The 26,243-nt window shown below is 71.5% G+C and carries 27 protein-coding genes; 10 read left to right on the top strand and 17 right to left on the bottom strand.

Going from position 1 to position 26,243, the window contains the following annotated elements:
- Positions 1 to 3: 3 nt before the first annotated feature.
- Both rsmH and mraZ read right to left on the bottom strand, forming a co-directional pair.
- Positions 4 to 963: a 16S rRNA (cytosine(1402)-N(4))-methyltransferase RsmH gene (rsmH, locus tag AW274_RS38260; protein WP_062444046.1), complete on the bottom strand. Its 960-nt coding sequence runs from the start codon at positions 961 to 963 to the stop codon at positions 4 to 6.
- Between the two features lie 244 nt (positions 964 to 1,207).
- Positions 1,208 to 1,639: a division/cell wall cluster transcriptional repressor MraZ gene (gene mraZ / locus AW274_RS38265; RefSeq protein ID WP_030450330.1), complete on the bottom strand. Its 432-nt coding sequence runs from the start codon at positions 1,637 to 1,639 to the stop codon at positions 1,208 to 1,210.
- A gap of 400 nt (positions 1,640 to 2,039) precedes the next feature.
- Here mraZ and AW274_RS38270 point away from each other — a divergent pair, with 400 nt between their 5' ends.
- From AW274_RS38270 to AW274_RS38280, 3 genes are read left to right on the top strand one after another with little or no spacing between them, the layout of a single operon-like run.
- A complete protein-coding gene (locus AW274_RS38270; RefSeq protein WP_062444050.1) occupies positions 2,040 to 3,026 on the top strand; it encodes an AAA family ATPase in 987 nt (328 codons plus the stop codon).
- A gap of 11 nt (positions 3,027 to 3,037) precedes the next feature.
- Complete coding sequence (locus AW274_RS38275) at positions 3,038 to 4,276, top strand: DUF58 domain-containing protein (RefSeq protein ID WP_062444054.1); 1,239 nt, start codon at positions 3,038 to 3,040, stop codon at positions 4,274 to 4,276.
- Positions 4,276 to 6,840 (top strand): transglutaminase TgpA family protein, encoded by a 2,565-nt coding sequence (locus tag AW274_RS38280; protein WP_062444057.1) that lies wholly within the window; start codon positions 4,276 to 4,278, stop codon positions 6,838 to 6,840. Before AW274_RS38275 ends, AW274_RS38280 begins: the two co-directional genes overlap by 1 nt.
- An 83-nt stretch (positions 6,841 to 6,923) precedes the next feature.
- Here AW274_RS38280 and AW274_RS38285 read toward each other — a convergent pair whose 3' ends face one another.
- The 8 genes from AW274_RS38285 to AW274_RS38320 form a co-directional block, all read right to left on the bottom strand.
- Positions 6,924 to 7,322, bottom strand: a complete 399-nt coding sequence (locus AW274_RS38285) for an SCO2097 family morphological protein (RefSeq protein WP_062444060.1) — start codon at positions 7,320 to 7,322, stop codon at positions 6,924 to 6,926.
- Positions 7,323 to 7,478: 156 nt separating this feature from the next.
- Entirely contained in the window at positions 7,479 to 8,717 is a 1,239-nt protein-coding gene (locus AW274_RS38290) for a DNA polymerase IV (protein ID WP_062444065.1), read from the bottom strand.
- 162 nt (positions 8,718 to 8,879) lie between these two features.
- Complete coding sequence (locus tag AW274_RS38295; protein ID WP_062444069.1) at positions 8,880 to 9,575, bottom strand: methyltransferase domain-containing protein; 696 nt, start codon at positions 9,573 to 9,575, stop codon at positions 8,880 to 8,882.
- A gap of 61 nt (positions 9,576 to 9,636) precedes the next feature.
- Complete coding sequence (gene nusB, locus AW274_RS38300) at positions 9,637 to 10,047, bottom strand: transcription antitermination factor NusB (RefSeq protein ID WP_062444072.1); 411 nt, start codon at positions 10,045 to 10,047, stop codon at positions 9,637 to 9,639.
- The gene (gene efp, locus AW274_RS38305; RefSeq protein WP_062444075.1) at positions 10,047 to 10,607 is read right to left on the bottom strand and encodes an elongation factor P; all 561 of its coding nucleotides are present in this window, start codon (positions 10,605 to 10,607) and stop codon (positions 10,047 to 10,049) included. Before efp ends, nusB begins: the two co-directional genes overlap by 1 nt.
- A 30-nt stretch (positions 10,608 to 10,637) precedes the next feature.
- Positions 10,638 to 11,675, bottom strand: coding sequence for a M24 family metallopeptidase (locus AW274_RS38310; RefSeq protein WP_062444193.1), 1,038 nt, complete (start codon positions 11,673 to 11,675; stop codon positions 10,638 to 10,640).
- A gap of 19 nt (positions 11,676 to 11,694) precedes the next feature.
- On the bottom strand, positions 11,695 to 13,122 hold the full coding sequence (locus AW274_RS38315; RefSeq protein WP_062444078.1) for an AAA family ATPase: 1,428 nt from the start codon (positions 13,120 to 13,122) through the stop codon (positions 11,695 to 11,697).
- A 25-nt stretch (positions 13,123 to 13,147) separates the two neighbouring features.
- On the bottom strand, positions 13,148 to 14,692 hold the full coding sequence (locus AW274_RS38320; protein ID WP_232320695.1) for an MDR family MFS transporter: 1,545 nt from the start codon (positions 14,690 to 14,692) through the stop codon (positions 13,148 to 13,150).
- Positions 14,693 to 14,787: 95 nt separating this feature from the next.
- Between AW274_RS38320 and AW274_RS38325 the strand changes: the two genes are divergently transcribed.
- Positions 14,788 to 15,336, top strand: coding sequence for a TetR/AcrR family transcriptional regulator (locus tag AW274_RS38325; protein ID WP_232320696.1), 549 nt, complete (start codon positions 14,788 to 14,790; stop codon positions 15,334 to 15,336).
- 4 nt (positions 15,337 to 15,340) lie between these two features.
- Here AW274_RS38325 and AW274_RS38330 read toward each other — a convergent pair whose 3' ends face one another.
- Positions 15,341 to 15,868, bottom strand: coding sequence for an SMI1/KNR4 family protein (locus tag AW274_RS38330; RefSeq protein WP_062444089.1), 528 nt, complete (start codon positions 15,866 to 15,868; stop codon positions 15,341 to 15,343).
- A gap of 33 nt (positions 15,869 to 15,901) precedes the next feature.
- Positions 15,902 to 16,936, bottom strand: a complete 1,035-nt coding sequence (locus AW274_RS38335; RefSeq protein WP_062444093.1) for an LLM class F420-dependent oxidoreductase — start codon at positions 16,934 to 16,936, stop codon at positions 15,902 to 15,904.
- A gap of 111 nt (positions 16,937 to 17,047) precedes the next feature.
- On the opposite strand from AW274_RS38335, the gene AW274_RS38340 reads away from it, so the two are divergent.
- Positions 17,048 to 17,935 (top strand): endonuclease/exonuclease/phosphatase family protein, encoded by an 888-nt coding sequence (locus AW274_RS38340; protein WP_062444096.1) that lies wholly within the window; start codon positions 17,048 to 17,050, stop codon positions 17,933 to 17,935.
- Here the strand turns inward: AW274_RS38340 and AW274_RS38345 are convergent.
- The 4 genes from AW274_RS38345 to AW274_RS38360 are packed head-to-tail and all read right to left on the bottom strand — an operon-like array spanning position 17,932 to position 21,526.
- Positions 17,932 to 18,486, bottom strand: a complete 555-nt coding sequence (locus tag AW274_RS38345; RefSeq protein WP_062444098.1) for a nucleotidyltransferase family protein — start codon at positions 18,484 to 18,486, stop codon at positions 17,932 to 17,934. The genes AW274_RS38340 and AW274_RS38345 overlap by 4 nt on opposite strands.
- On the bottom strand, positions 18,483 to 19,586 hold the full coding sequence (locus AW274_RS38350; protein WP_062444108.1) for an XdhC family protein: 1,104 nt from the start codon (positions 19,584 to 19,586) through the stop codon (positions 18,483 to 18,485). Before AW274_RS38350 ends, AW274_RS38345 begins: the two co-directional genes overlap by 4 nt.
- The gene (locus tag AW274_RS38355; RefSeq protein ID WP_062444110.1) at positions 19,579 to 20,670 is read right to left on the bottom strand and encodes a vWA domain-containing protein; all 1,092 of its coding nucleotides are present in this window, start codon (positions 20,668 to 20,670) and stop codon (positions 19,579 to 19,581) included. Before AW274_RS38355 ends, AW274_RS38350 begins: the two co-directional genes overlap by 8 nt.
- On the bottom strand, positions 20,663 to 21,526 hold the full coding sequence (locus AW274_RS38360; RefSeq protein ID WP_062444113.1) for an AAA family ATPase: 864 nt from the start codon (positions 21,524 to 21,526) through the stop codon (positions 20,663 to 20,665). The genes AW274_RS38355 and AW274_RS38360 overlap by 8 nt, the downstream gene beginning before the upstream one ends.
- A 58-nt stretch (positions 21,527 to 21,584) precedes the next feature.
- On the opposite strand from AW274_RS38360, the gene AW274_RS38365 reads away from it, so the two are divergent.
- The 5 genes from AW274_RS38365 to AW274_RS38385 all read left to right on the top strand — a co-directional run bounded on the left by AW274_RS38365 (position 21,585) and on the right by AW274_RS38385 (position 25,790).
- Complete coding sequence (locus AW274_RS38365; RefSeq protein ID WP_062444124.1) at positions 21,585 to 22,172, top strand: HD domain-containing protein; 588 nt, start codon at positions 21,585 to 21,587, stop codon at positions 22,170 to 22,172.
- A gap of 63 nt (positions 22,173 to 22,235) precedes the next feature.
- Positions 22,236 to 23,057, top strand: a complete 822-nt coding sequence (locus tag AW274_RS38370; RefSeq protein ID WP_062444127.1) for an ABC transporter permease — start codon at positions 22,236 to 22,238, stop codon at positions 23,055 to 23,057.
- Positions 23,033 to 23,728: an ABC transporter ATP-binding protein gene (locus AW274_RS38375; RefSeq protein ID WP_062444128.1), complete on the top strand. Its 696-nt coding sequence runs from the start codon at positions 23,033 to 23,035 to the stop codon at positions 23,726 to 23,728. Before AW274_RS38370 ends, AW274_RS38375 begins: the two co-directional genes overlap by 25 nt.
- The gene (locus AW274_RS38380; protein ID WP_062444130.1) at positions 23,725 to 24,687 is read left to right on the top strand and encodes an ABC transporter substrate-binding protein; all 963 of its coding nucleotides are present in this window, start codon (positions 23,725 to 23,727) and stop codon (positions 24,685 to 24,687) included. The genes AW274_RS38375 and AW274_RS38380 overlap by 4 nt, the downstream gene beginning before the upstream one ends.
- Positions 24,684 to 25,790 carry an LLM class flavin-dependent oxidoreductase gene (locus AW274_RS38385; RefSeq protein ID WP_062444131.1) on the top strand — a complete coding sequence of 369 codons (1,107 nt, stop codon included), beginning with the start codon at positions 24,684 to 24,686 and terminating at the stop codon, positions 25,788 to 25,790. Before AW274_RS38380 ends, AW274_RS38385 begins: the two co-directional genes overlap by 4 nt.
- On the opposite strand, the gene AW274_RS38390 is transcribed toward AW274_RS38385, so the two are convergent.
- Positions 25,787 to 26,239, bottom strand: a complete 453-nt coding sequence (locus AW274_RS38390) for a PH domain-containing protein (RefSeq protein ID WP_062444136.1) — start codon at positions 26,237 to 26,239, stop codon at positions 25,787 to 25,789. The genes AW274_RS38385 and AW274_RS38390 overlap by 4 nt on opposite strands.
- Positions 26,240 to 26,243 lie beyond the last annotated feature (4 nt).

Below are 26,243 nucleotides of genomic sequence, written 5' to 3' on the forward strand. Positions count from 1 at the left end.
GCCTCATCCCTGGCGGATCCTCTCTGCCGCCCGCAACCGGGCCGAGGCGGCCCGCGGGTTGCGGGCCAGCTCGTCGTCGTCGGGGAGCTCGGCCCCCCTCGTCAGGTGACGGAACCGGGGCTGGTGAGCCTCCAACGGGACCGGCAGCCCCGGAGGGCCGGTTTCCCTGGTTCGCGCCGCGAGGACCTGCTTGGTGAGCCGGTCCTCCAAGGAGTGGTAGGAGAGCACGACCACGCGCCCGCCCACCGCAAGCGCATCGAGAGAAGCGGGCAGGGCCGCGTCGAGGGCGGCCAGCTCAGCGTTCACTTCGATGCGCAACGCCTGGAAGGTTCGTTTCGCCGGGTTGCCGCCGGTCCGGCGGGTCGCGGCGGGGATCGCCTCGCGCACGAGGTCGGCGAGGCGTTTGGTGGAGGTGATCGGTTCGATGGCCCGTTCCTTGGCGACCCGCTCGGCGATGCGCGCGGCGAAGCGTTCCTCGCCGAAGTCGCGCAGCACCCGGGCCAGGTCGCGGGGTTCGTAGGTGTTCACCACGTCGGCGGCGGTCAGCTCCTGGTCGCGGTCCATGCGCATGTCGAGGGGCGCGTCGTAGGAGTAGGCGAAACCGCGGTCGGCCTCGTCGAGCTGCGGCGAGGAGACGCCGAGGTCGAAGAGCGCGCCGTGGATGACGGGGTGCCCGCTGTCGGCGAGCACCTCCTCCAGCTCGCTGGAGACGGCGCGGACGATGGTGGTGCGGTCGGCGTAGGGCGCCAGCCGGGCGGTGGAGTGGTCGATGGCGAACGGGTCGCGGTCGATGCCGATGAGGTGCACGTTGGGATGTGCGGCGAGGATCGCCTCGGCGTGGCCCCCGAGGCCCAGGTTGGCGTCGACGACCACCGGAGACGGCCCGGTGAGCGCGGGAGCCAGCAGCTCCAGCACACGGCCGAGCAGCACCGGAACGTGCCCACCGGTGTTCTGGTCGGTCATACGTCGTACACCCCCATAGATAAATGCCGCTTCTGGGCTCGCGGTCGCGCGGCGCCCCGTCGGCTAGACAGTCCCCACCCTCGGTCGACTGCCGCCGAGAACTATGGCGGAGAGCCGACCCGTCCGGCCAGGTCCCCATCCGCGGACCGCGTCTCGTGGCACCTGACACCGGGGAAGGTGCATCAGGTACCCGGCGGGCGGGTGGAGACCTCGCCGAACGTCACCGACGGGTCATTTCGAAAGGTCACAGGATCCCTGGCAACACCTCCTCGGACAGGTCGGCGAATGCCTGCTCCTGGTCGGCGAGATAGGCCTCCCACGCCGGGGCGGCCCAGATCTCCAGCCGGGTGTTGGCGCCGATGACCACGCAGTCACGATCGAGCCCGGCGTACTGGCGCAGGCCGGAGGGGATGGTGACGCGCCCCTGTTTGTCGGGGGTCTCATCGGAGGCACTGGCGAAGAAGACGCGGCTGTAGTCGCGGACGGCCTTGGCGGTCACCGGCGCGGTGCGCAAAGCCTCAGTGATGCGCTGGAACTCCTCTACGGGGAAGACGTAGAGGCAGCGCTCCTGGCCTTTGGTGATCACAAGACCCTCCGCCAGCTCCTCGCGATACTTCGCCGGCAGGAACAGCCGTCCTTTGTCATCGAGGCGCGGGTGGTGAGTGCCGAGGAACACCGGCGCCACCTCCCGTGCCATGGGGAACACGAAGCCCTACAGCCACGGTCCTCCATTGGGCTCCACCATACTCCACTTCTCTCCACCGTCAACTGATTCAAACGGTATGACGATCTCGTTTATCGGACGTTTTCGCAGGTCAAACGCGGTGGTGTGAAGTGGGGCGGCGGAGCGGCGCGGGCGTGTCGCGCGCCGCCGAGAGGTCAAGTCGCCCGCCCGGCGTGTCACGGAATCCTGACCGGCGTACCACGCGATCGACACCGCTTAGCACGACACTGTGGGCAGTTCACGCTTCTTTCCGCACAAAGTCGCCGGAGAACCATGTGCGGCATAGTCTCGGTACACACAATGGATAACAAATGGCAAACCCCCAGCAATACGGCACGCCCTTGGAGGCCCGGTGGCAGTAACTCACGGCGTCGGTGACAAAACCGGCTCGGAGAGTCTCAACGAGCTGGTCGACACCGCGCACCGGATCCGGGACGCGATCGAATCCGTCATCGAAGGCAAGAGCGACGTGGTTCGGCTGACGCTGACCGTATTGCTCGCCGAAGGTCACCTTCTCATCGAAGACGTACCGGGTGTGGGAAAGACGATGCTCGCCAAGGCGCTGGCGAAGTCGATCGACTGCCCGATGCGCCGCGTGCAGTTCACCCCCGACCTCCTGCCCTCCGACATCACCGGTGTGAGCGCCTACAACCAGCAGACGCGGGAGTTCGAGTTCAAGCCCGGTCCGGTGTTCGCCAACATCGTCGTCGGCGACGAGATCAACCGGGCCTCGCCGAAGACCCAGTCGGCCCTCCTGGAGTGCATGGAGGAGCGGCAGGTGACGGTCGACGGCCTCACCCACCGGCTCGACGCGCCGTTCATGGTCATCGCGACCCAGAACCCCATCGAGATGGAGGGCACCTATCCCCTCCCCGAGGCGCAGCGCGACCGGTTCACCGCGAAGATCGCCATGGGCTACCCCGAGCCGCTCGCCGAGCTCGAGATGCTCGACGTGCACGGCGCCTCGCAGCCGCTCGACAAGCTGGAGCCGGTCGCCACCACCGCCGAGGTGAAGGCGCTGATCGAGGCGGTCCGCGCGGTCTACGTCTCCCAGACCGTGAAGAAGTACGCCATCGACCTGGTCACCGCCACCCGCCAGACCCCCGACCTGCGGCTCGGCGCCTCCCCGCGCGCCACCCTGCAGCTGGTCAGGGCGGCCCGCGCGCACGCCGCGCTCTCCGGCCGTGACTACGTGATCCCCGACGACCTCCAGGACCTCGCCGGGCCGGTCCTGGCCCACCGCCTGCTGCCCAGCATGGAGGCCCAGGGCCAGCGCCGTACGCCCGAGCAGTCGCTCGCCGAGCTTGTGCGCCGCATCCCGGTGCCCGACACGAAGTAGGACACCTCTTTATGACCGGACTCAGGGCGCTCACCGCCCGGGGCAGGTCGTTCCTCGCGTCCGGGATCGCCGCCCTGGTGTGCGCGTTCCTGCTCGGGGAGCACGACCTCATCCGGGTGGCGATCCTGATCGTCGCGCTGCCGCTGCTGGCCGTCATGGTCGTGGCGCGGACCCGTTACCGGCTGAGCTGCGCCCGCCGCCTCGACCCCTCCCGGGTCGAGGCCGGCAACGACAGCACGGTCACCCTGCGGCTGGAGAACGTGACCCGGCTGCCCACCGGCCTGCTCCTCATCGAGGACACGCTGCAGTACGCCCTCGGCACCCGCCCCCGGTTCGTGCTCGACCGGGTGGAGGCCAAGGGGATCCGCGAGATCGACTACAAGGTGCGGTCAGACCTGCGCGGGCGCTACTCCATCGGGCCGCTGTCGGTGCGCATCACCGACCCGTTCGGGCTGGTCGAGCTGGCCCGCACGTTCACCGCGACCGACACCCTCGTGGTCACCCCGCAGGTCATCCCGCTGCCGTACGTGCGCCTGTCGGGCGAGTGGGCGGGCGGCGGCGACAGCCGGACCCGCTCGGTGGCGGCGGCCGGCGACGACGACGTCGCGCCGCGCGACTACCGGCAGGGCGACGACCTGCGCCGGGTTCACTGGCGCTCGACCGCGCGCTACGGCGAGCTGATGGTGCGGCGCGAGGAGCAGCAGTGGCAGAGCCGCGGCGCGCTCCTGCTCGACACCCGGCGGCCGGCCCACCGGGGCGAGGGCCCGCGTTCCTCGTTCGAGGTCGCGGTCTCGGCGGCGGCCTCCATCGGCGTGCACCTCTCGCACGAGGGGCTCGGCCTGCGGCTGGTCACCGACCAGGGGCCGCAGCAGCTCATGGAGGGCGGCGTGCAGGCCTCGCTGCTCGACACGCTCGCCGTGGTGCGCAACAGCCAGGCCCGCTCGCTGTCCAACGGCATCGCCGGGTTGCGGCAGGGCGGCGGCGAAGGACTGATCGTGGCGGTGCTCGGGGCGCTCGACCTCGACGACGCGCAGTCGCTGGCGCGGCTGCGGCACGGCCACATGACCGGCGTCGCGGTGCTGCTCGACGTCGCGACCTGGGAGGGCGGCTCGGAGGGCGAGGTCTCCCCCGAGCACGAGCAGGCGCAGGCGGTGCTGGCCGCGAGCGGCTGGCGGGTGCTGCGGCTGCCCGCCGGGGTGTCGCTGGCCACGATCTGGCCCGACGCCGCGTACAAGAGGAGTGCCGCGTGATGCGACTGCCGATCGCTTCGGGGGCGGCCACCGGCGCCGTCGCGCTCACCCTTTATCCGTTGTTCTCCGAGGGCTCGTGGTTCTGGGCGACGCTCGGCATCCTGCTGTGCACGACGCTGGCGGCGGCGCTGGTGTCGCGGTACGCGCAGCCCGCGTTCGCGGCGCCGGTCGGCATGGCGCTGGCGGCCATCGTCTTCATGACGGTCACCTTCGCCCGCGACGAGGCGTGGTGGGGCTTCATCCCCAACTTCGACTCCACCGCCCGGATCGCCCAGACGATGGCCGAGGGCTGGGACGAGATCCAGAAGTTCGCCGCGCCGGTCCCCTCGACCGGGGGCATCAGCCTGCTGACCGCGGGCGGGGTCGCGTTCATCGCGATCCTCGTCGACGCGCTCGCGGTGCGGGTGCGCCGGGCGGCGCTGGCGGGCCTGCCGCTGCTCGGGCTGTTCACCGTCCCGGCCGCGGTGCTGAACGAGCCGATCGCCTGGCCCGCGTTCATCATCGGCGCGCTCGGGTTCGTCGGCCTGCTCGTCTCCGACGGGCGCGAGAGGGTGTCCCACTGGGGCAGGGCCGTGCTGGTACGCCGTTCGCGCACGACCACCACCACCCCCGACGCGGGCAAGCTGGTGCTGTCGGGCAAGCGCATCGGGGTCACCGCCGTGGCGCTGGCCATCGGCATCCCGGCGCTGATCCCCACGCTGACGCCCAACCCGCCGTTCGGGTTCGGGGTCGGCAACGGCCTGGGGCCGGGCGGCCGCAACGTCGGCATCCCCGACGCCATCGCCAAGCTCAGCGGGCAGTTGTCGCACCCGGTGAACGCGCCGGTGCTGAGCTACACGTCCAAGGACGACGTGCCGCGCTACCTGCGCATCTACTCCCTCGACGAGTTCGACGGGCAGCAGTTCAAGTCGAGCGCGCTGCGCGGGCGGCCCGAAGACCGGGTGAGCGAGAACGTCATGCCGCCCGCGCCGGGCCTGTCTGCGATGACGCCGGGGACGCCGATCGACCAGACCATCACGATCAGCGACGACATCGAGGAGCTGCGGTTCCTGCCGCTCCCCTACCCGGCCACCCGGGTCGTCGCCGACGGCGACTGGCGAGCCGACCGCAACACCCTCATGGTGTTCTCCACCGAGGACGACGCGGCCGGGCTCGAATACCAGGTCGTCGGCAAGGACGTGCGGCCCACGCCCGACATGCTGGACAACGCCCCGATGGCGCCGATCGACGTGCAGGGCCGTTTCCTGACGCTGCCCGCCGACATCGACCCCGCCGTCGTCGCGCTGGCCGACGACGTCACCCGGGGCACGGCCACCCATTACCAGATGGCGGTGAAGCTGCAGGAGTGGTTCACCCGCACCGGCGGGTTCACCTACGACCTGCAGACGAAGGGGTCGGGGCTCAACGCGCTGACCGACTTCCTGCTGGTCGGCAAGTCGGGCTACTGCGAGCAGTTCGCCAGCGCCTTCGCGGTGATGGCGCGGGTGCTGGGCATCCCGTCGCGGGTGTCGATCGGCTACACCGGCGGCACCAAGTCGGAGGGCCGGTGGGTGGTCCGGACCCACGACGCGCACGCGTGGCCGGAGCTCTACTTCGAGGGCGCCGGATGGCTGACCTTCGAGCCGACCCCGGCGGGCGGGTTCGGGCAGGCGACGGCGCGGGTGCCGTCGTACACGCTGCCGCAGTCGGACTCCGCCGAGCCCTCGACGGGGGCCTCGGCGCGGCCGTCGAGCGACCCGGCCGCCTCTCCGGGGGCGAGCAACCCGGCGCGCGGCATCGGCAACGCCGAGCGGGAGCTCGGGCCGACCGGCCTGCCGGTGGCCGAGGAGCGGTCGGTGTGGGTGAACGTCGGCATCGGCGTGGTCGTCGCGCTGCTGCTGTCGCTGATCCCCGCGGTGATGCGGGCGGTGCTCTGGCTCTGGCGGCGGCGGGTGCTCAACCGGGCGGCCGCCGTGCCCGACGACGAGGTGCCGGTCGTGAAGCCGGCGAAGGACGACGACGACGGCTGGAGCGGCGGCGAGGTGATCGGCGGCGAGCCCGCCGAGAAGCCACGGTCGGTCTGGGCCGTCGCCGAGGAGCCCGCGGCCCCGGCCCCCCAGCGGGAGAACACCTTCGCGGCCCCGGCCGTGGAGGCCGCCTGGGCCGAGCTCTGCGACACGCTGGTCGACCTGGGCATGCCCAAGGCGGGCAGCGAGACGCCCCGGGCGCTGGGCCGGCGGCTGGCGGCGGCCTACCCCCTCGACACCGAGGCGGCCAAGGCGCTGAACAAGATCGCCACCAGTGAGGAGAAGCTGCGCTACGCCCGCACGCCCGGCGAGGTCACGCCGCTGGTCGACGACCTGAAGGCGGTCAGGCGCAGCCTGGCGGCGTCGGTGTCGCGCGGGCGGCGGATCGCGGCGGTGCTGGCGCCCATGTCGGCGCTGCTGCGGGTGCGCGGCCTCGGCGAGCGCATGCTCGACGGGTTCGACCGCCTGGAGAACATCCGGCTGCGGCCGGCGCGCAAGGAACGCGAGACCGAGACCATGGACGACGTGCTGGAGTCACAGGTCGGGTCGCGTCGGTAATACCGGAACAAACGAGCGGGCTCGGGGCGTGTCAGCCCCGGGCCCGCCGTGTTCGCACTATTACTGTGAAACCACTGCGGCGGCTAGCGCTCGTCGTTGCGACGGCGCCAGCGCTCCTCCATGCGCTCCATGAAGCCGGGACGGCGCCCACGGCGGGCGGCCGGCCCCTGCTCCTGCGTGGACGTGGCGGAGCGGCTGTCGCCGTGGAAACCGTTCATGCGTTTCCAGCTGGACAGACCCCACAGACACGTCGCGAGCATGACCACAAAGCCGGCGACCCCGAGCCAGATGACGGTGGACACGACGCCGACCATCAGCAGGACGACGCCGAGTGCGAAGCCGATGGAGGCCTTCACCAGGCGGCGCTTGTAATGGCTGCGTGGGTCACTGATCCGGACGGTATTGGCCCACTTCGGGTCCTCGGCATAGAGGGCCTGCTCGATCTGGTCGAGCAAGCGCTGCTCGTGCTCAGACAGCGGCACGGCGCCTCCCAAGGACGGCCCCAAGACGGGGAAGACGGCAACGAACGAAGGATGTCCGAACCCTGCGGTCGGTTATCCCCAGAATACGAGTCTGTAGACGTGGGCGAAAGAAAACGGTCAGAACGTCCACAAGCGCGGTCCAATGCGGAGGTGACGTCATAGATCCATTGGACCAAACCGTTTTCGGACGAGCGAGGCGGGGCGGACCGCATCGGGCCCGAACCTCCGGATCGCCTTGTCCATGGCCTGTTCCGCCTCCCGCCAGCCGATCTCGCGATCTCCCAGGCCGATTTGCCTGGTCGCCGTGTCGGCCGGGCGGAGGTTCTCCATCCGGACGCCTACGAGTCGCAGCCGCACTCTATCGAGACCTGCGGCCCTGTAGAGGTCGCAAGCGGTGGTATGTATCTCTTTCGCCACATCTGTGGCCTCTCGGAGGGTACGCGACCGCGTGATGGTCGTGAAGTCGGACCGGCGCAGCTTCACGCTGACGGTCCGGCCGACGTAACCGGCGGCGCGCAACCGGGCGGCGACCCGCTCGGAGAGCCGGAGCAGCTCCCGCATGATCGTCTCGGGGTCGTCGACGTCGTGGGCGAAGGTCTCCTCGTTGCCGATGCTCTTGTCGGGGACGTGGGCGGTCACCCGGCGCTCGTCGCGGCCCCACGCCAGCGCCGCCAGATGGCTCCCCGCGGCCCCGAACTCGCGCTGGAGCGTGGCAACGGGCACCCGGGCCAGGTCGCCCACCGTTTTGATGCCCAGTCGCGTCAGGGCCTGCTCAGTGCGTTCGCCCACGCCCCACAGGGCCGCGACGGGCAGCGGGTGGAGGAACTCGACGACACCCTCGGCCGGGACGACCAGGAGGCCGTCGGGCTTGCACTGGCGGGAGGCGAGCTTGGCGACGAACTTGGTGGAGGCCACCCCGACCGAGCAGGTCACCCCGAAACGCTCGGCCACCTGGGCCCGGATCGCCGCCGCGACCTGAACCGGGGACCCCAGCCTGCGGCGGGCGCCGCCGACGTCGAGGAACGCCTCGTCGACCGAGAGCGGCTCCACCAGCGGGGTGACCGCGTGGAAGATCTCGAAGACGCCCTTGGAGACCGCGCCGTACTTGCCGTGGGAGGGCGGGATGACCGTCGCCTGCGGGCACAGGCGCATCGCCCGGGTCATCGGCATCGCCGAGTGGACCCCGAACCGCCGCGCCTCGTAGGTGGCGCTCAGCACCACGCCCCGCGCCCCGGCGGCCCCGACGATCACGGGGGTGCCCGTGAGCTCGGGGCGGTCGATCAGCTCGACCGCCGCGAAGAACGCGTCCATGTCGACGTGGAGGATCGGGCAGCCGGTGTCATCGGCATTCCCGGCCGGGGTGGTGACCTGCGGCAACACCTGTTTCCTCGACATGCCGAGAGCATATCCGAACAGGCGTTCGGCCGGTACGGCCTGACCGGCTCGTTCAGGCGGAAGCGGGCGCGGCCGGTTGGCGCCAAATGCGGGCGAACCGGGCGCGGCGGGCGGTGCCGGGGTGGGCGGAGCCGTAACGGAGAGAAGTTTTGAAGAGGGCGCTTAGCGATGGGCGAGGAGGTGGATCCGGGTCGCGATGTCGCGGAGGACCGGGTGGGCGGCGGCGGCGCGCTCGAGTTCGACCAGGCCCTCGGGGTCGTCTTCGGCGAAGCGGCTGGGGACCAGGTCGGTGAAGATGCGGGCGCCCTGGACGTCGCCGACGGTGAAGCCCGCCTTGCCCAGCAGGGCCGCGAGGGCCTCGCCGGTGAAGCGGCGGGGGGTCGGGTCCTTCTCGCCCCAGGTGCCCGTGTCGAGCACGCCGCGGGCCTCGGCGAAGTTGCCGGCCAGGGCGCGGTGGATGGCGGTCGCGACGGGGTTGGCGGCCAGCACGCTGACCACTCCCCCGGGACGCACGACCGTGTGGACCGACGCGAGGGCGGCCGACGGGTCGTCGACGTATTCGAGCACGCTGTGGCAGAGCACCAGGTCGGCGCTGGCGGGCGGGAGGAGGTCGGCCAGGTCGCCGGCGTCGCCCTGGATGCCGGTGACGGTCACGCCCGCCTCGGCGGCGCGGCGCTCCAGCGCGGCCAGCGAGTCGGGGGTGGGGTCGACCACGGTCACCGCGTGGCCGAGCCGGGCCAGCGGCACCGCGAAGCCGCCGGTGCCGCCGCCGGCGTCGAGGATGTCGAGTGCGGATCTGCCGGCGATGACCGCTTGGAGCGACTCCCAGACGACGGCCTGCCGCGTGGCGTCACGCACGGTGATCCTCCGAAAAAGTCGACGACGACGTAGGCACGCCAGCCTACGCCGCCGCCGGAGCTCAGAGCGTCAGTGACGGCTTGAGCTGCTTGAAACGGGCCAGCAGCCCGTTGACGAACTGGGGCGACTCGTCGGTCGACAACTCGCCCGCGAGGGCCACCCACTCACTGATCACGACGCCCTCGGGCACCTCTTCGACCCAGAGCATCTCGTAGGTGCCCACGCGGAGGATGTTGCGGTCGACGGCGGGCATGCGCTCCATCGTCCACCCCTCCGAGTAGGTCGAGATGAGGTCGTCGATGCGGCTCAGCCGCCCGGCCACGCCCTCGACCAGGCTGACCGTGTATTCGTTGACCGGCGGCTCGGCCCGCTCGACCCGCTCGGCGAGGATGTCGAGCGGGTTGGTGTCGCGTGCCTCGGCCTCGAAGAGGATGTCGAGCGCGCGGCGGCGCGCCTTCCCCCGGGCAGACATCAAGCGCGACCGAGGTAGTCGCCGGTCCGGGTGTCGACCTTGACCTTCTCGCCGGTCGTGATGAACAGCGGCACCTTGATCTCGGCGCCGGTCTCGAGCGTGGCGGGCTTGGTGCCGCCGGTCGAGCGGTCGCCCTGGAGGCCCGGCTCGGTCTCGGAGATGATCAGCTCGACGGCGGCCGGGAGCTCGACGTAGAGGACGTTGCCCTCGTTGATCGCGACGGTCGCGAGCATGTTCTCGAGCAGGTAGCTGGCGGCGTCGCCGACGGCCACCCGGGTGACGTTGAGCATGTCGTAGGTCTCGGTGTCCATGAAGACGAACTCGTCGCCGTCCATGTAGGAGAACTGCATCTCACGGCGGTCGACGGTCGCCACCTCGACCTTGACGCCGGCGTTGAAGGTCTTGTCGACGACCTTGCCCGACTTGATGCTCTTCAGCTTGGTGCGCACGAACGCGCCGCCCTTACCGGGCTTGACGTGCTGGAACTCGACGACCGACCAGAGGTCGCCACCGTCGAGTTTGAGCACGAGTCCGTTCTTCAGGTCGTTCGTGGTCGCCACGTGAAGTCTCTTCTCCTGCGTGCGGGCCGCTCACAGGACGAGCAGCTCCCTGGTGGTGAGTGTGAGCAGTTCCGGCACTGGGTCACGCGTCACGAGCGTGTCCTCGATGCGCACACCGCCCAACCCCGGCAGGTAGACCCCGGGTTCGACGGTGATCGGAACTCGATCCTCTAGTCTACCGGTCCGGCCGGGGCCGAGAAACGGCTCCTCGTGGATCTCCAGGCCGACGCCGTGGCCGAGCCCGTGGCCGAAGCGCTCGCCGTAACCCGCGCCGGCGATCAGGTCGCGCGCGGCGGCGTCGATCTCGGCGGCCGTCGCGCCGGGGCGGACGGCGGCGCGTCCGGCCGCCTGGGCGTCGTGGACGAGGGTGTAGATCTCGCGCTGCCACTCTGACGGCTCGCCGAGGGCGACGGTCCGGGTCATGTCGGCGTGGTAGCCGGCGTACAGGGCGCCGAAGTCCATGGTCACGAGGTCGCCCCGCTCCAGCGGGCGGTCGCCGGGCACGTGGTGCGGGACCGCGCCGTTGGGGCCGCTCGCGACGATCGTCTCGAAGGCCGGGCGGTCGGCGCCGAGTTCGGTCATCCGCGCCTCCAGCATGCGGGCGATCTCACGCTCGGTCACGCCGGCCGCGATCTGGCCGACGACCAGGGCGAACGCCTCGTCGGTGAGGGCGCAGGCGCGGGCCAGGGCGGCGATCTCGGCGTCGTCCTTGACCCTTCTGAGGTCTTCGACCAGGCCCTCGGTGAGCGGCGCCGCGCCGCCCAGGCGGCGGTATTCGGCGACGGTCAGATGGTGGGCCTCGACGGCGGCGCCGGGTTCCAGGAGGTCGCCGGCGACGTCGCGGGTCTCCTTCAGCTGGACGTCGCCCGCGAGCCCCCGGGCCGTCTCGATGTAGCGGGAGTCGGTCGCGAGCACGGCGGTCGCGTCGGCCCGCACCAGCACGGCGGCGTTGGAGCTGGCCAGGCCGGTCAGGTAGCGCACGTTGACGGGCCGGGTGACCAGCAGGCCGGGGTGGCCGCCCTCGGCGAGGAGGGCGGCCAGACGGGCTCGGCGTTCCGCGAAACTCATGGTCGAAATGTAAGACATGTCAGCATGCCGGGGGCTCCAGGCGGGGTGGGGTGCGGCTGTCCTTCCGTTCCGCCGCGCCGCCGAGGAGGGCGCGGGTGAGGTGCTCGCCGTCGTCGGCCATCCGGTCGAGGACCTCGGCGAAGTGGGCGTCGGTGAGGACGTGCTCGTCGCGGTTCAGGGCGGTCAGGACGACCCTTCTGACCAGCTCCTTGATGTAGGAGGCGGTGACCCCCTCGGTGGCGGCGACCACCGCCGCCACGTCGGCGTCGAGGGGCCGGTCGCGGGCGTAGAGGCGGACCAGCCGCTCCCGGGAGCGGGCGTCGGGGGGCGGGATCTCGACGGCCAGGTCGATGCGGCCGGGCCGCTGGACCAGCGCCTTCTCCAGTGCCTCCACCCTGTTGGTGGTGAGCAGGAAGGTCACGTCGGCGTCGCCGCCGACCCCGTCCATGGCGTCGAGGAGGCTGAACAGCAGCGGGCTGGTCGTGAATTGGGAGCGGTCCTCGGCGATGAGGTCGACGTCCTCGACGACCACGATCGAGGGTTGCAGCTTCCGGGCCAGGGCGACCGCGAACCCGATCTTCGCCATGCCCTCGGCGGTCATCAGGATCGCGGTGCTCTCGGGCCGCCGCCCGAGCAGGTAGCGCAGGGTGTGGGTCTTGCCGGTGCCGGGCGGTCCGTAGAGCAGCAGGCCCCGCCGCAGATGCTGGCCCGCCTCGCGGAGCCGGTCGCTCCGCCGCCCGATGCCGACGACGTGCTCCTCCAGGGCTTCGAGGCGGCCCTCGGGGAGCACCACCTCCTCGGGGGCCAGATCGGCCCGGGGGACGAAGGTGAGCAGTTCGTTCCTGCGGTGCTCGCTGAAGCCGAACGTGACCACCCGGCCGCGCAGCGGATCGAGGTCGCGCATGAGGCGGTCGACCTCCTGACGCACGCCCGTCGCGGTCTCCCTGTCGGCGGCGATGACCGTCAGGACGGAGGCCTCGGTGAAGTCCTCACGGGTGTTGATCCCCAGCACCACCGGGGCGCCGCCGGGGGCGTGGGTGCACACCAGGCCGAGCTGGATCACGTCGATGGTGTCGTCGGGGCCGACGGCGGCCACCGTGTAGTCGGGGCGGCCCAGCAGCGTGCCGCCGTGCGTCAGGGCGCTGGTGATCATGTTGATCATGCTCATGAAGCGTCGGTCGGAGCCCACCACGCCGAACCATCCGGCGTCGGGGGTGTGGGTGGCCAGGTAGCGGTCGGCGGCGAGCTGGAGGCCGGCGTGCTCGAAGAGGCGGTACTTCTCCTCGACCACCACCAGCTCGCTCAGTGGTCGGCCCAGGTGGCCGGTGACCTTGGCGACGAGGGGCGAGGAGGCGTTGTCCTCGCTCACTCGTCCGGCGACGGCTTCGTAGACCCGGCGGAGGCTGTGGGCCAGGGCGCGGGCGTCGTGCGAGTCGATTGACGTCACCCGGTCATGCTGCCGCACGGATGCCTCAGACGGGCTGCCTGCGGCGCTCGTGCCGGCCGCCCCGGGGCTGCGGGGCCGCGCCGCCGCGCAGCGGCACCTCCTTGAGGAACAGCACCGCGACCACCCCGAGGACCGCCGCGGGCACGCCGACCAGGAACACGGTCTGCATCGCTTCGGTGTACGACTCCAGCACCGCCTTCACCACCTGCGGCGGCAGCCCGTGGATGGCCTCGGGGGTGCCCAGCTGGGGCGCGGCGGCGACGCCGCCGAGACGGGCGGCCAGTTCGTCCTTGACCCGGTTGGTGAGGATCGCGCCGAACGCCGCGACGCCGACCGCGCCGCCCAGGCTGCGGAAGAACGTGACGCCGGAGGTGCTGACCGCCATGTCCTGCCGGGAGGCGGCGTTCTGCGCGGCCAGGACGAGCATCTGCATCGTCATGCCGAGCCCCGCGCCCATGATCGTGATGTACGCCCCGATCTCCACCGGCGTGGAGTCGACGTGCAGCCCCGACAGCAGGAACAGCCCGATCGCGACCAGCACCAGCCCGACCGCCGGGAACGCCTTCCACCGCCCGGTCGTCGAGGCGATCCGGCCCGAGACGATCGAGCTGAGGAACAGCCCGATCACCATCGGCAGGGTCATCAGGCCCGACTCGGTGGGCGACATGCCCTTCACGATCTGGAGGTACTGCGGCAGGTAGATCATCGCGCCGAACAGGGCGACGCCGACCAGCAGCGAGGCGACGCTGGCCAGCACGAACGTGCGGTCGCGGAACAGCCGGGGCGGCAGGATCGGCGAGGCCGCCGCCCGCTCGGCCACGACGGCCGCCGCGACCAGGACGACGGTGACCGCGCCCAGGACGTACGTCCACACCGAGTTCCACTCGAACTCGTGGCCGCCGAACGACAGCAGCAGCATGAGGGCGGTCGCGCCGCCGGTCAGCGTGGTCGCGCCCCACCAGTCGATGCGGGCGTCGCGGCTCTCGTGGTCGAACCGGAGCACCCGCTGGACCACCGCGAACGCGACGACCGCGAGCGGCACGCAGACGTAGAAGCACCAGCGCCAGCCGAGCCACTCGGTGTCGACGATGAACCCGCCGAGCAGCGGCCCGGCGACGGTCGACAGGCCGAACACCGCGCCGACGTAGCCGGAGTAACGCCCCCGCTCCCGGGGCGGCACGATGTCGCCCAGGATGACCTGGGTGAGGGCCGACAGGCCGCCCGTACCGAGGCCCTGGACCGCGCGGGCCGCGATGAGCATGCCGATGTTCTGCGACAGGCCCGCCACCACCGAGGCGGCCACGAACAGGCCGAGGGCGATCTGGAAGAGGCGCTTGCGGCCGAAGATGTCGGACAGCTTGCCCCAGAGAGGGGTGGAGACGGTCATCGTGAGGAGGGTCGCGCTGGCCACCCAGGACAGCTGCTCCTGGCCGCCCAGGTCGCCGACGATCGTGGGGAGGGCGGTGCCGACGACCGACGTGGAGAGCATCGACGTCATGAGGGCGAGCAGGAGGCCGGAGAGGATCTCCAGGATCTGGCGATGGCTGTAGGTGCGTTGTGGTGCGTCCAAGAGAGTCAAAGCCGGCGTCCCCCCGTGTAAAGAATGCTCCTCAACAGAGTTAGTAGACGCTTGTTTACTTGTCAAACGCAGCTAATATTCGTCAGGTGACGAGAGATCGGGAGGCGACCAGCCGGCGGATCCTGGAGGCGGCCCGCGACCTGTTCGCCGCCGACGGCTACGACCAGGTGACGATGCGCATGATCGCCGCCGAGGCCGGGGCCAACGTGGCCCTCGTCAACCGTTACTTCGGCACCAAGGCCGCCCTCTTCGCCGAGGCCCTGGCGACCGGCTCGACGATCGAGTCGGTGATCGCCGGCGACCCGGCGGGCCTGGCCGGCCGCCTGGCCCACCGCCTGGCGGTCAGGCTGCAGAGCGGCGCGACCGAACCGGTGACCCGCATGGTCGACCGCGCCGGCACCAGCCCCGAGATCCAGGCGATCCTGCACACCCACGTCGAGGCGACCGTGGTGAAACGCATCGCCGCCCAGCTCGACGGCCCCCACCCGGAACAGCGCGCCCTGCTGGCCGCCACGATGATCCTGGGAACGGGCTCGGTACGCCGCCTCTTCGGCCCGGGCGTGATCGAGGCGGTCGACGCCGAAGAGGTCGAGGCGCGCCTGCGCGCGATGTTCGAGATCTGCCTGCGCCCCTAGAGGCTCACCACTCCTGCATCAGTTCCCAGAACGACCGCGCTCTGACGGCCCCCGGCAACCAGGGCGCGAGATACCAGGCCTCCCACTCCCCCTCAGGGGTGACGACCTCGGGGTTGAGCAGGTACACGCCGTCGTCGTGGTGGCCGACGAGAAGGGTGTGCGGCACGTATTCGCCGCGCACGAAACCGTTCTGCTCCGGCCCGTAGTCGAAATAGAGGTCGTCGGGCACGCTCGGAACCTGGTCGCCCTCCTGCGGGCCCCAGATCCGGGCCAACTCGGGTTCCAGATCGCGCAGCCAGCCGACCTCGGCCGAACCCAGGACGTTCTCCTCCGGACCGAAGTCCCAGCCGTCAGAGAACCTCAGGAAATCTCGATAGGTCGGCGGCAACACCCTGCCGAGCCGCTCCTCGACGAGCCGCAACTCCGGGTCACCGGCCCCCGGGCGAAGGCCGGTGAACCACGGACCGTCATACGACTCGGGCCTCGGCCCCGCCTCGGGGAAGCGGTCGGACCACGCATACAGGGAACCCATGGTCGGCGACCCTAGACAGGGTCACCGACATTCTCAGCCCGCGAGTTCCTTGACCTTCTCGATCAGGCGGACGCGGTCTTCGTGGGTGGCGCCGACCGGGGTCACGTTGATCGTGGTGACGCCGCTCTCCTTCATGGCGGCCAGGCGGTCGCGGACGAAGCCCTCGCTGCCGATCAGGGACATCTTCTCCAGCAGCTCGTGGGGCACCTTGGCGGCGGCCTCGTCCTTCTTGCCGGCCAGGTAGAGGTCCTGGATCTCGGCCGCCTCCCGCTCGTAGCCGTAGCGGACGGCGAGGTCGTTGTAGAAGTTCTTGCCCTTCGCGCCCATGCCGCCGATGTAGAGCGCGGCCATCGGGCGGCCGAACTCCAGGAAGCCCGCCACGTCGTCGCCGATGGCCAGGTGGGCGGTGGCGATGACGTCCAGGCCGCCGAGTTCGGGGTCGCGTTTGGCCGCGCCGGCCGCGAGGGACGGGCCCCACACGTCGGCGGCCTTCTCCGGCATGTAGAAGATGGGCAGCCAGCCCTCGGCCAGTTCGGCGGCCAGTTCGACGTTCTTGGGGCCGATGGCGGCCACCACGATCGGGATGCGCTCGCGGACCGGGGCGTTGATCAGCTTCAGCGGCTTGCCGAGGCCGGTGCCGCCCTGGAGGGGCATCGTGTAGTGCTTGCCCTGGTATTCGAGGCGTTCGCGCTTCCACACCTTGCGGGCGATCTCGATGACCTCGCGGGTGCGGCCCAGCGGGGCCGAGTAGGGCACGCCGTGGAAGCCCTCGATCACCTGCGGGCCCGACGCGCCGAGGCCCAGGGTGAAGCGGCCGTCGGAGACGTAGTCGAGGCCGGCGGCGGTCATGGCCAGCAGGGCGGGGGTGCGGGAGTAGACCGGGAGGATGCCGGAGGCGATCTCCAGGCGCTCGGTCCGGGCGGCGATGTAGCCCATCTGGCTGACGGCGTCGAAGCTGTAGGCCTCGGCGACGAACACGATGTCGAGGCCGGCCTTCTCGTAGTCGGCCAGTTCGGCGACGGTCTCCTTGAAACCGCCGGAATAGCTCAGGGCCATCCCGATCCGCATAGATCCTCCTGGACCGAATGTTGTTCCGGTAGTACGGGATTCCGAGGGTACATGTCGGCTCACGTCCTCCGTATCCGGGGAGCCGTACACTTTCGCGGCAGGGGAGGGATCTTGCTGGGTCGTGTGGTGTCGGTCGTCGCGGTGCTGCTCGCCGCGATCTTGGCCGGGCATTCGCTGCTGCCCGAACTGGGCGGGGTGACGCCGGTTCTCGAAAGCGTGCTGCCGTGGCTCGGGGTGGCGATCGTGCCGCTGGTGGCGCTGGCGGCGGTGGCCCGCTCGCGGGGGGCGGTCATCGCGTCGCTGGCCCCGGCCCTCGTGTGGGGCGTGATGTTCGGGCCGGGCGTGCTGCGGCAACCGCCCGGCGGGACCGCCGACTTCACGGTGGCGACGCTCAACGTCGGGGTGGCCAACGAACTGTCCGGCGAGGCCGTGCAGGCGGCGGCCGAGGGCCGCGACGTGGTCGCGGCGCAGGAGCTGACCCCCGGCGGCCCGGCCGCCCGGCAGCTGAACCGCATCTACCCCTACCGCTTCCAGGTCGGCACGGTCGGGTTGTGGAGCAAGTACCGGCTCGACGGCGCGAAGCGCGTCGACGTCGGGCTCGGCTGGGCCAGGGCGCTGCGCGCCGTCGTCAAGGCCGAGAAAGGCGACGTGACCGTGTACGTCATGCACCTCGCCTCCGCCCGCCCCGGCGAGACCTCGTTCCGCGACAAGACGTTGAAAGAGGCCGGTGAGGTCATCGGCAAGGACAAGAGCCGCCGGCTGGTCCTGCTCGGCGACCTGAACACCGCCACGACCGACCGCAACCGGGGTCACCTGGTGCCGCCGCTGCGCGACGCCCAGGAGGAGGCGGGCCAGGGCTTCGGCTTCACCTGGCCGTCGGGTTTCCCGATCACCCGCCCCGACCACATCCTCTACCGGGGCATGACGGCGACGCTGGCCGACGTCCGCGAGGCGGCCGGCAGCGACCACCGCGCGGCGGTCGCCGACCTCAGGTTCTAGCCCACCGGCAGGTCGCCCGGCTCGTCGAGGTCGGCGGGGTCGCCCGCGTCGTCGCAGGGCACCTCGGTCACCAGGCTCCGGTTCCGCTTCAGGTAGGGCCGGGCCCCGACGTCGCCCTCCAGTGAGGCGGCCACCGCGGCGAGGTGGTCGCGGCCGATCAGGACGGGGTTGCGCTGCGCTCCCCCGTAGGTGGCGACGGCCAGTTCCGCTCCCGCCTGGAAGGCGGCGATGAGGCGTTCGACCGCTTCGGGGCGGATGAGCGGCTGGTCGACCAGGGCGACCACCACGCCCGGCGCCTCGGGCGGCACCGCGGCCAGGCCGACCCGCAACGAGGAGCCCATCCCGGTCGCCCAGTCGGGGTTCAGGACCGTCACCGCGCCCCGCACCTGGGTACACGCCGCTCCCAGCACGACGACGACCGGATGGCAGCCGCCTTCTTCGAGCAGCCGCACCCCCCGGTCGACCAGGCGTTCGCCCTTGTATTCGACCAGGGCCTTCGGGCGGCCGAAGCGGCGGCCCGCGCCGGCGGCGAGCAGGACGCCGGCGATCATGCGAGGTCGCCGTGGATGCGGCCCTCGGTGGAGGTCAGCGGGCGGCCCGAGCCGCCCCAGCGCAGCTGGATGAGCTCGGCGGCGATCGAGACGGCCGTCTCCTCGGGGGTGCGGGCCCCCAGGTCGAGCCCGATCGGCGAGCGCAGCCGCGACAGCTCCACGTCGGTGAGGCCGATCTCGCGCAGCCGGGCCAAACGGTCGTCGTGGGTGCGGCGCGAGCCCATCGCGCCGACGTAGGCGGCGGGGGTGCGCAGCGCCACCTCCAGCAGCGGGACGTCGAACTTCGGGTCGTGGGTCAGCACGCAGATGACGGTGCGCTCGTCGACGGCCGCGTGGGACAGGTAGTCGTGGGGCCACTTCACCACGACCTCGTCGGCGTCGGGGAAGCGCTTGGAGGTGGCGAACACCGGCCGGGCGTCGCAGACGACCACGTGGTAGCCGAGGAACTTGCCCACCCGGGCCACCGCCGCCGCGAAGTCGATCGCGCCGAACACCAGCATCCTGGGCGGCGGCGCGAACGACTGCACGAACACCTGGAGGTCGTCGAGGCGGCGTTCGCCGCTGCGGCCGTAGCGCCGGACGCCGGTCGTGCCCTGGGCCAGCATGCCCCGGGCGTCGTCGTCGACGGCGGCGTCGAGCCGGGGCGAGCCGAGCGTGCCCGACACGCGGTCGTCCCATACGACCCGCCGCGCGCCGATCTTGCCGGGGCCCGACAGTATGGTCGCCACCGCCACCGGGACCCGCTTCTCGATCGAGGCCGCGATCTCGCCCAGCTCGGGGTAGGCGTCTCGGGAGACCGGCTCGACGAAGACGTCGATGATGCCCCCGCAGGTCAGGCCGACGGCGAAGGCGTCGTCGTCGCTCACCCCGTACCGCTGCAGGACGGGTTTCCCCGAGGCGACGACCTCCTGGGCCAGTTCGTAGACGGCACCCTCAACGCAGCCGCCCGACACGCTGCCGACCGCCTCCTCGCCCAAAACGGCCATGGCCGCGCCGGGCTGGCGGGGCGCGCTGCGGAAGGTGCCGACGACCGTGGCGAGGCCGAACACGCCCCGGTCGGCCGTCCACCAGCGGTTGACCTGCGAAAGGATGTCACGCATGCCCGGCTCTCCTTCCCGCGAGGAGCCCGGCCAGCTCCTCGTAGGCGGCCAGGCTGTGCCCGGCCACCAAGTCGTCGACGTGGGGCAGCGCCGCCCGCATCCCCCCGGTCAGCGGGCGGTACGCCGGGTCCCCCTTATGGGGGTTAACCCAGATGACCCGGTGGGCCATCCGGCCCAGCCGCGCCATCTGGGCGCCGAGCAGGGACGGATCACCACGTTCCCACCCGTCGGAGGCGATCACCACGATCGCGCCCCGCGCGTCGGGGCCTTTCAGGAACTCCCGCAGTTCCTCGCCCAGGCGGGTGCCGCCGCTCCAGTCGGGGATGGCGGCCGAGACCTGGTCCATGGCGCGAGCGGCGTCCCGGACGCGCAGCTCGGCGGTGAGCCGGGTCAGCCGGGTGCCTGCGGAGAAGACCTCGGTGGCGCGGGGCGCCGACCGGACCACCGCGTGGGCCAGCCGCAGCAGGGTGTCGGCGTACGCCCGCATCGAGCCGCTCACGTCGATCAGCAGCACCACCCGGCGGGGTTTGCGCCGCCGGTCGCGGAACCGGAGCCGGGCCGGTTCGCCGCCGCGCCGCATGGCCTCCCTGACCGTGCGGCGGGGGTCGAGGGAGCCGTGCCTGGCGGGGGCCAGGCGGCGGGAGAGCCGCGTCTCGCGGGCGGTCCGCAGGAGGGCGAGCAGGCGGTTGATCTCGGCCCGTTCCTCGGGGGTGAGCGTGGCGACGTCGCGGGAGCGGAGGATCTCCAGAACACTGGCGGTGGCGGCGGTGGTCTTCTCCCCCGCGCCCTCCTCCTCGCCGCCGCCGGGCCACGCGGTGTAGCGGGTGACCGTGACCGCCGGCCTCAGGGGCCTCGGCGCGTCGCGGCCGTCGAAATAGGCGGTGAAACAGCGGTCGTATCTCGGGAGGTCGTCGGGGCCGGAACAAAGGGTGAGGCGGCCGGCCCAATATACGTCGTGCCGCTTGCCGACGTTCAAATTCTCCAGGGCTTCGAGAAATCCCCGGGTCCGCTCATGGTCGGCCGCCACTCCGGCGGCCCTGAGTGTACGGACGAATCCCGCCATCACCGAAACGACGTCAGACATCGAGAAGGCCGTTCTGAATGGCGGCCTGCTGGTCTTCGCGGTGTTTCAGCGCGGCCCCCAGCGTGACCGCCGCGAGCGCCGGGTCGAGCCGGTCGGCGCCCAGGGTCAGCAGGGCCTCGGCCCAGTCGATCGTCTCGGCGATTCCCGGAGGTTTCAGCAGGTCGGCGGCCCTCAGCCGGGCCGCGGCGCGGGCGACCTGCTCCGCGAGGGCGGTCGTACAGGAGGGCAGGCGGCGGCGCAGGATGGCGACCTCGCGGTCGAATCCCGGGTGGTCGAGCCAGTGGTAGAGGCAGCGCCTTTTCAGGGCGTCGTGGACTTCGCGGGTGCGGTTGGAGGTCAATACGACCAGCGGCGGTGAAGAAGCGCGGATGGTGCCGAGTTCCGGAATGGAGATGGTGAAATCCGAAAGCACTTCGAGGAGGAACGCCTCGAATTCGTCGTCGGCCCGGTCGATCTCGTCCACGAGAAGGACGGCGGGCTGCGTCTCGATCGCCTGGAGCAATGGCCGGGCGATGAGGAAACGGCGGTCGTAGATCTCGCCTTCGAGGGCTTTCAGGTCGGTCACGCCGGCGGCTTCGGCGGCTTTGAGGTGCAGCAGCTGGCGGGCGAAGTCCCAGTCGTAGAGGGCCTGGGCGGCGTCCAGGCCCTCGTAGCACTGCAGGCGGATGAGCGGCGCGCCGAGGAGGGCGGCGAGGGTCTTGGCGAGCTCGGTCTTGCCGACTCCGGCCTCCCCTTCGAGGAACAGCGGGCGGCCCATGCGCAGGGCCAGGTAGGCGGCGGTCGCCAGGCCCGGCCCGGCCAGGTAGTCGCGCTGTTCGAGGAGGTCCCGCAGGGTCTCCGGGGAGTCGATTTCCACCCGTCCAGGCTACTTCGGAGGGTGATCACGCGGCGACGGCCCTTGGTAGGTTCGCCGGGTGACGCAGGATTTCCCCGACTCCCCCGCGGGGCGCGCCCTGCTCGCGGAGTTGTCCGCACGCTGGGCCGAACCCCACCGCAGCTACCACACGACCCGCCACCTGACCGAGGTCCTGGCGGCGGTCGAGGCGCTGAAGCACCACGCGCCCGACCCGCACGCGGTGCGGCTGGCGGCCTGGTTCCACGACGCCGTCTACGACGGCCGGCCCGGCCTCGACGAGGAGCGCAGCGCCCAGCTCGCCCAAGCACGGCTGACCGCCCTCGGCCTGCCAATTGCCCGGGAGGTCGCCCGGCTGGTCCGGGTGACGACGACGCACTCCTACCGCGAGGGCGACGGGAACGCGGCGGTGTTGTGCGACGCCGACCTGGCGGTGCTCGGCCAGAGCCCGGAGCGGTACGCCGCCTACGCCGAGTCGGTCAGGCGGGAGTACCTCCATGTGCCCGATCCCCTGTTCCGGATCGGCCGGGCCGAGGTGCTCAAGCGGCTGCTCGGCGGTTCTCTCTATGGCACCGAGACCGCCCGTGACCTGTGGGAAGACCAGGCGCGGCGCAACCTGGAGCGGGAGCTCAGAGATATTACCGATTGACTTGGTAGGAAATATGGGTAACTCTGAGGGCGGTCCACTCACCGCTCTCTGCGAGGTTCCCGTATGTCCGTCGTCGAGCTGGCGCGCCCGATCGAGAAGGCGCGCGCCACGCCGAAAGGGCCCCGGCGCCGCGTCACCGCGTGGCATCGCTGGCTGAGCCCCCTGGCCCTGCTCGTGGTCTGGCAGATCGCCAGCGCCACCGGCCTGCTCCCCGAACGCCTCCTGGCCGCACCGGCCGACATCGCCTCCACCGCCGTCGAACTGACCCAGGCCGGCACGCTGCCGACCGCGATCGGGGTCTCCCTCCAGCGGGTGCTGATCGGCTTCCTGGTCGGCGGCACGGCCGGGATCGTGCTGGCCCTGGTCGCCGGGCTGAGCCGGGCCGGTGAGAACGCGGTCGACCCGATCATGCAGGCGCTGCGGGCGCTGCCGTTCTTCGGCCTCATCCCGCTGTTCATCCTCTGGTTCGGCATCGGCGAGGAGCCGAAGATCCTGCTGGTGGCCCTGGCGGTGTCGTTCCCCCTCTACCTGAACACCTTCTCCGGCATCCGGGGCGTCGACGGCAAGCTCGCCGAGGTCGCCACCACGCTGAAGTTGTCGCGCGGCCAGCTGATCAGGCACATCGTGCTGCCGGGCGCGCTGCCCCAGACGCTCGTCGGGCTGCGGCAGGCCCTCGGCGTGGCCTGGCTGGCGCTGATCGTGGCCGAGCAGGTGAACGCGACCACCGGCCTCGGCTACATGATCAACGACGCCCGCGAGTTCCTGCGCACCGACGTGATCGTGGTCGGCCTGCTCGTCTACAGCGCGCTGGGCCTGGCCACCGACGCGATCGTCCGGCTGCTGGAGAGGAGGGCGCTGGCATGGCGACGCGGCTTTCTGGCGTAGCACGCGCGTTCGGCGACCGGGTCGTGCTCGACTCGCTCGACCTGGTGCTGGGCGACGGCGAGTTCACCGCCCTGCTGGGCCGCAGCGGCTCCGGCAAGTCCACCCTGCTCCGGGCGCTGGCCGGGCTCGACCACGAGGTCACCGGCACGATCGACGTCACCGGCTCGGTCGCGGTGGCCTTCCAGGAGCCCCGGCTGGTGCCGTGGAAGCGGCTGCTGGCCAACATCACCCTCGGGCTCGACGCCCCCGTCACCAAGGCGAAGGAGGCGCTGGCCGAGGTCGGGCTGGCCGAACGCGCCGACGCCTGGCCGCTGACCCTCTCGGGTGGTGAGGCGCAGCGCGCGAGCCTGGCCCGCGCGCTGGTCCGCGAACCCGAACTGCTGCTGCTGGACGAACCCTTCTCCGCCCTCGACGCCCTCACCCGGATCACCGTCCACCAGCTCGTGCTGGAGTTGTGGGCCCGGCACCGCCCCGCCGTCCTGCTGGTCACCCACGACGTGGACGAGGCGCTGCTGCTGGCCGACCGGGTGCTGGTGCTCGACGAGGGCCGCATCGCCCACGACGTCTCCATCACGGCCGGCCGTCCCCGCCACCGCGAGGACCCCGAGCTGGTCGCCCTCCGCACCACCCTGCTCGCCGCGCTCGGCGTCTCACCCGAAGGAAGATCATGAAACGCGCACTGCTGGCCGCCGTCCTGCTGCTGGCCGCCGCCGCGTGCGGCGCCCCGGCGGCGGAGTCCGGCGCCTCGGGGGCCACGGTCACGCTCCGCGTCGGCGACCAGAAGGCCGGGGCGCAGGCCCTGCTGAAGGCGGCCGGGCTGCTCGACGGCGCCCCGTACAAGATCACGTTCGCCCAGTTCACGTCGGGTCCGCCGCTGCTGGAGGCGATCAACGCCGGGGCCGTCGACATCGGCGGGGTGGGCAACACGCCCCCGATCTTCGCGGCGGCGGCCAACTCGAAGATCAAGATCGTGGCGGCCTACAAGCAGAACGTGACGGGGGCGGCGGTGGTCGTACCGGCCGGCTCGACCATCACGAGCCCGGCCGGCCTGAAGGGCAAGAAGATCGCGGTGGCCAAGGGCAGCTCCTCCCACCACCACCTGCTGTCGGTGCTGAAGAAGGAGGGCCTGACCTTCTCCGACATCCAGCCGCAGTACCTCCAGCCCGCCGACGCGCTGGCCGCCTTCTCCGGCGGCACCGTCGACGCCTGGACGATCTGGGAGCCCTTCACCTCGCAGGCGATCCTCCAGCACAAGGCGAAGGTGCTGGTCGACGGCACCGGCTACGTCAACGGCCTGAACTTCACCGTCGCCGCCCCCGAGGCGGTCGAGAGCAAGACCGACGCGGTCCGCGACTACCTCACCCGCCTGGCCAAGGCCCGCGACTGGGCCCTCACCCACAAGCCCGAATGGGCCAAGGTGTGGGCGGCCGAGACCGGCCTGCCGCAGGAGGTCGCCGACGCGGCCGTCGACAACGCGGTCTCCTCGCCGATCGTCATCGACGACGCGGTGATCGCCTCGGAGCAGGACATGGCCGACGCCTTCTCCGCCGAGGGCCTCATCCCCGGCGGCCTGAAGTTCGCCGGCTTCGTCGACCAGCGCTTCAACGACATCGTGGGGGCCGCGCAGTGAGGTTCCACTGGTTCCTGCCGACGACCGGCGACGGCCGCTCGATCGTGGCCGGCGGCCACGGCCTGGGCCGCACCCACGGCGACGCCGAATACCGCCCGCCGACGGTCGAGTACCTCGGCCAGATCGCGAAGGCGGCCGAACAGGTCGGCTTCGAGGCGGTGCTGACCCCGACCGGCACCTGGTGCGAAGACGCCTGGCTCGTCACGGCCGCCCTCACCCAGGTGACGACCCGGCTGAAGTTCCTGGTGGCGTTCCGGCCCGGCCTGCTCTCCCCGACGCTGGCCGCGCAGATGGCCGCGACCTACCAGCGCGTGTCGGGCGGCCGGCTGCTGCTGAACGTGGTCACCGGCGGCGAGACGGCCGAACAGGCCCGCTTCGGCGACCATCTGAGCAAGGACGAACGCTACGCCCGTACCGACGAGTTCCTCAGCGTCGTGCGGGGCGCCTGGCAGGGCGGCTTCGACTTCACCGGCGCCTACTACGACGTGGCCGACGCCCGCGTGGCCGCCCCGCCGGAACCCACCCCGGAGATCTACTTCGGCGGCTCCTCCGGCGCGGCCGGCCCGGTCGCCGCCCGGCACGCCGACGTCTACCTGACGTGGGGCGAACCGCCCGCGCAGGTCGGCGAGAAGCTGAGCTGGATCCGCGAGCTCGCCGCCCGCGAAGGCCGCACCTTGCGGTACGGCGTCCGCCTGCACGTCATCACCAGAGACACCAGCGAAGCGGCCTGGGCCGAAGCGGGCCGCCTGCTGGAGCGCATCCCGAGCGGCGACATCGCCAAGGCCCGCACGTTGTTGTCGTCGAGCGAGTCCGTAGGCCAGAAGCGCATGCTGGCCCTGCACGAGGGCTTCAACAGCGGCAGGGCCCGCGACCTGGAGATCCACCCGGGCCTGTGGGCGGGCGTGGGCCTGGTGCGCGGCGGGGCAGGCACCGCGCTGGTGGGCAGCCACGCGGAGGTGGCCGACCTGCTGGAGGAGTACGCCGCCCACGGGGCGTCGGAGTTCATCCTGTCGGGCTACCCGCACCTGGAGGAGGCCTACTGGTTCGGCGAGGGGGTGCTGCCCGAGCTGCGCAGGAGGGGCCTGGTCGCCAAGGCCGCCTAGTGGTCGGGGGCCTCGCTCTTGATCTTTATCAGCGCGTTCAGCTCCGCCACCGCCCGGGCTGCCCGTGCCTTCTCCGAGCCCTGGATGCCCATCGCGCCCACGACGCTTCCGTCGGCGAGGTCGAGGTGGGGCCAGGGCTCGGCGTCGGGGAGGGAGACGCCGAGGATCTCGGCCCACTCGTAGCGGTGGACCCGCACCGCGTTGACCACGGTCACGCCGCCGTCGTCGGCCACCACGCGCAGGCGGCCCAGCAGGTGGAGGAGGAAGGCGACGGCGCAGCCGAAGACGAAGACCCCGATGCGGTCGGGGAGGTGGAACTGCTCCGGGAGGACGACCGCCAGGATCAGCGCGCCGCCCACCATGACCGCCGCGAGCGTGTAGGCCACGACGCGGGCCCTCTTCGGGCGCCAGACGACGGGGAGGGGCGGCGCGGGAACACTCGGGAACATGGAA

It is taken from the genome of Herbidospora daliensis, assembly GCF_001570585.1.
GTDB lineage: Bacteria > Actinomycetota > Actinomycetes > Streptosporangiales > Streptosporangiaceae > Herbidospora > Herbidospora daliensis.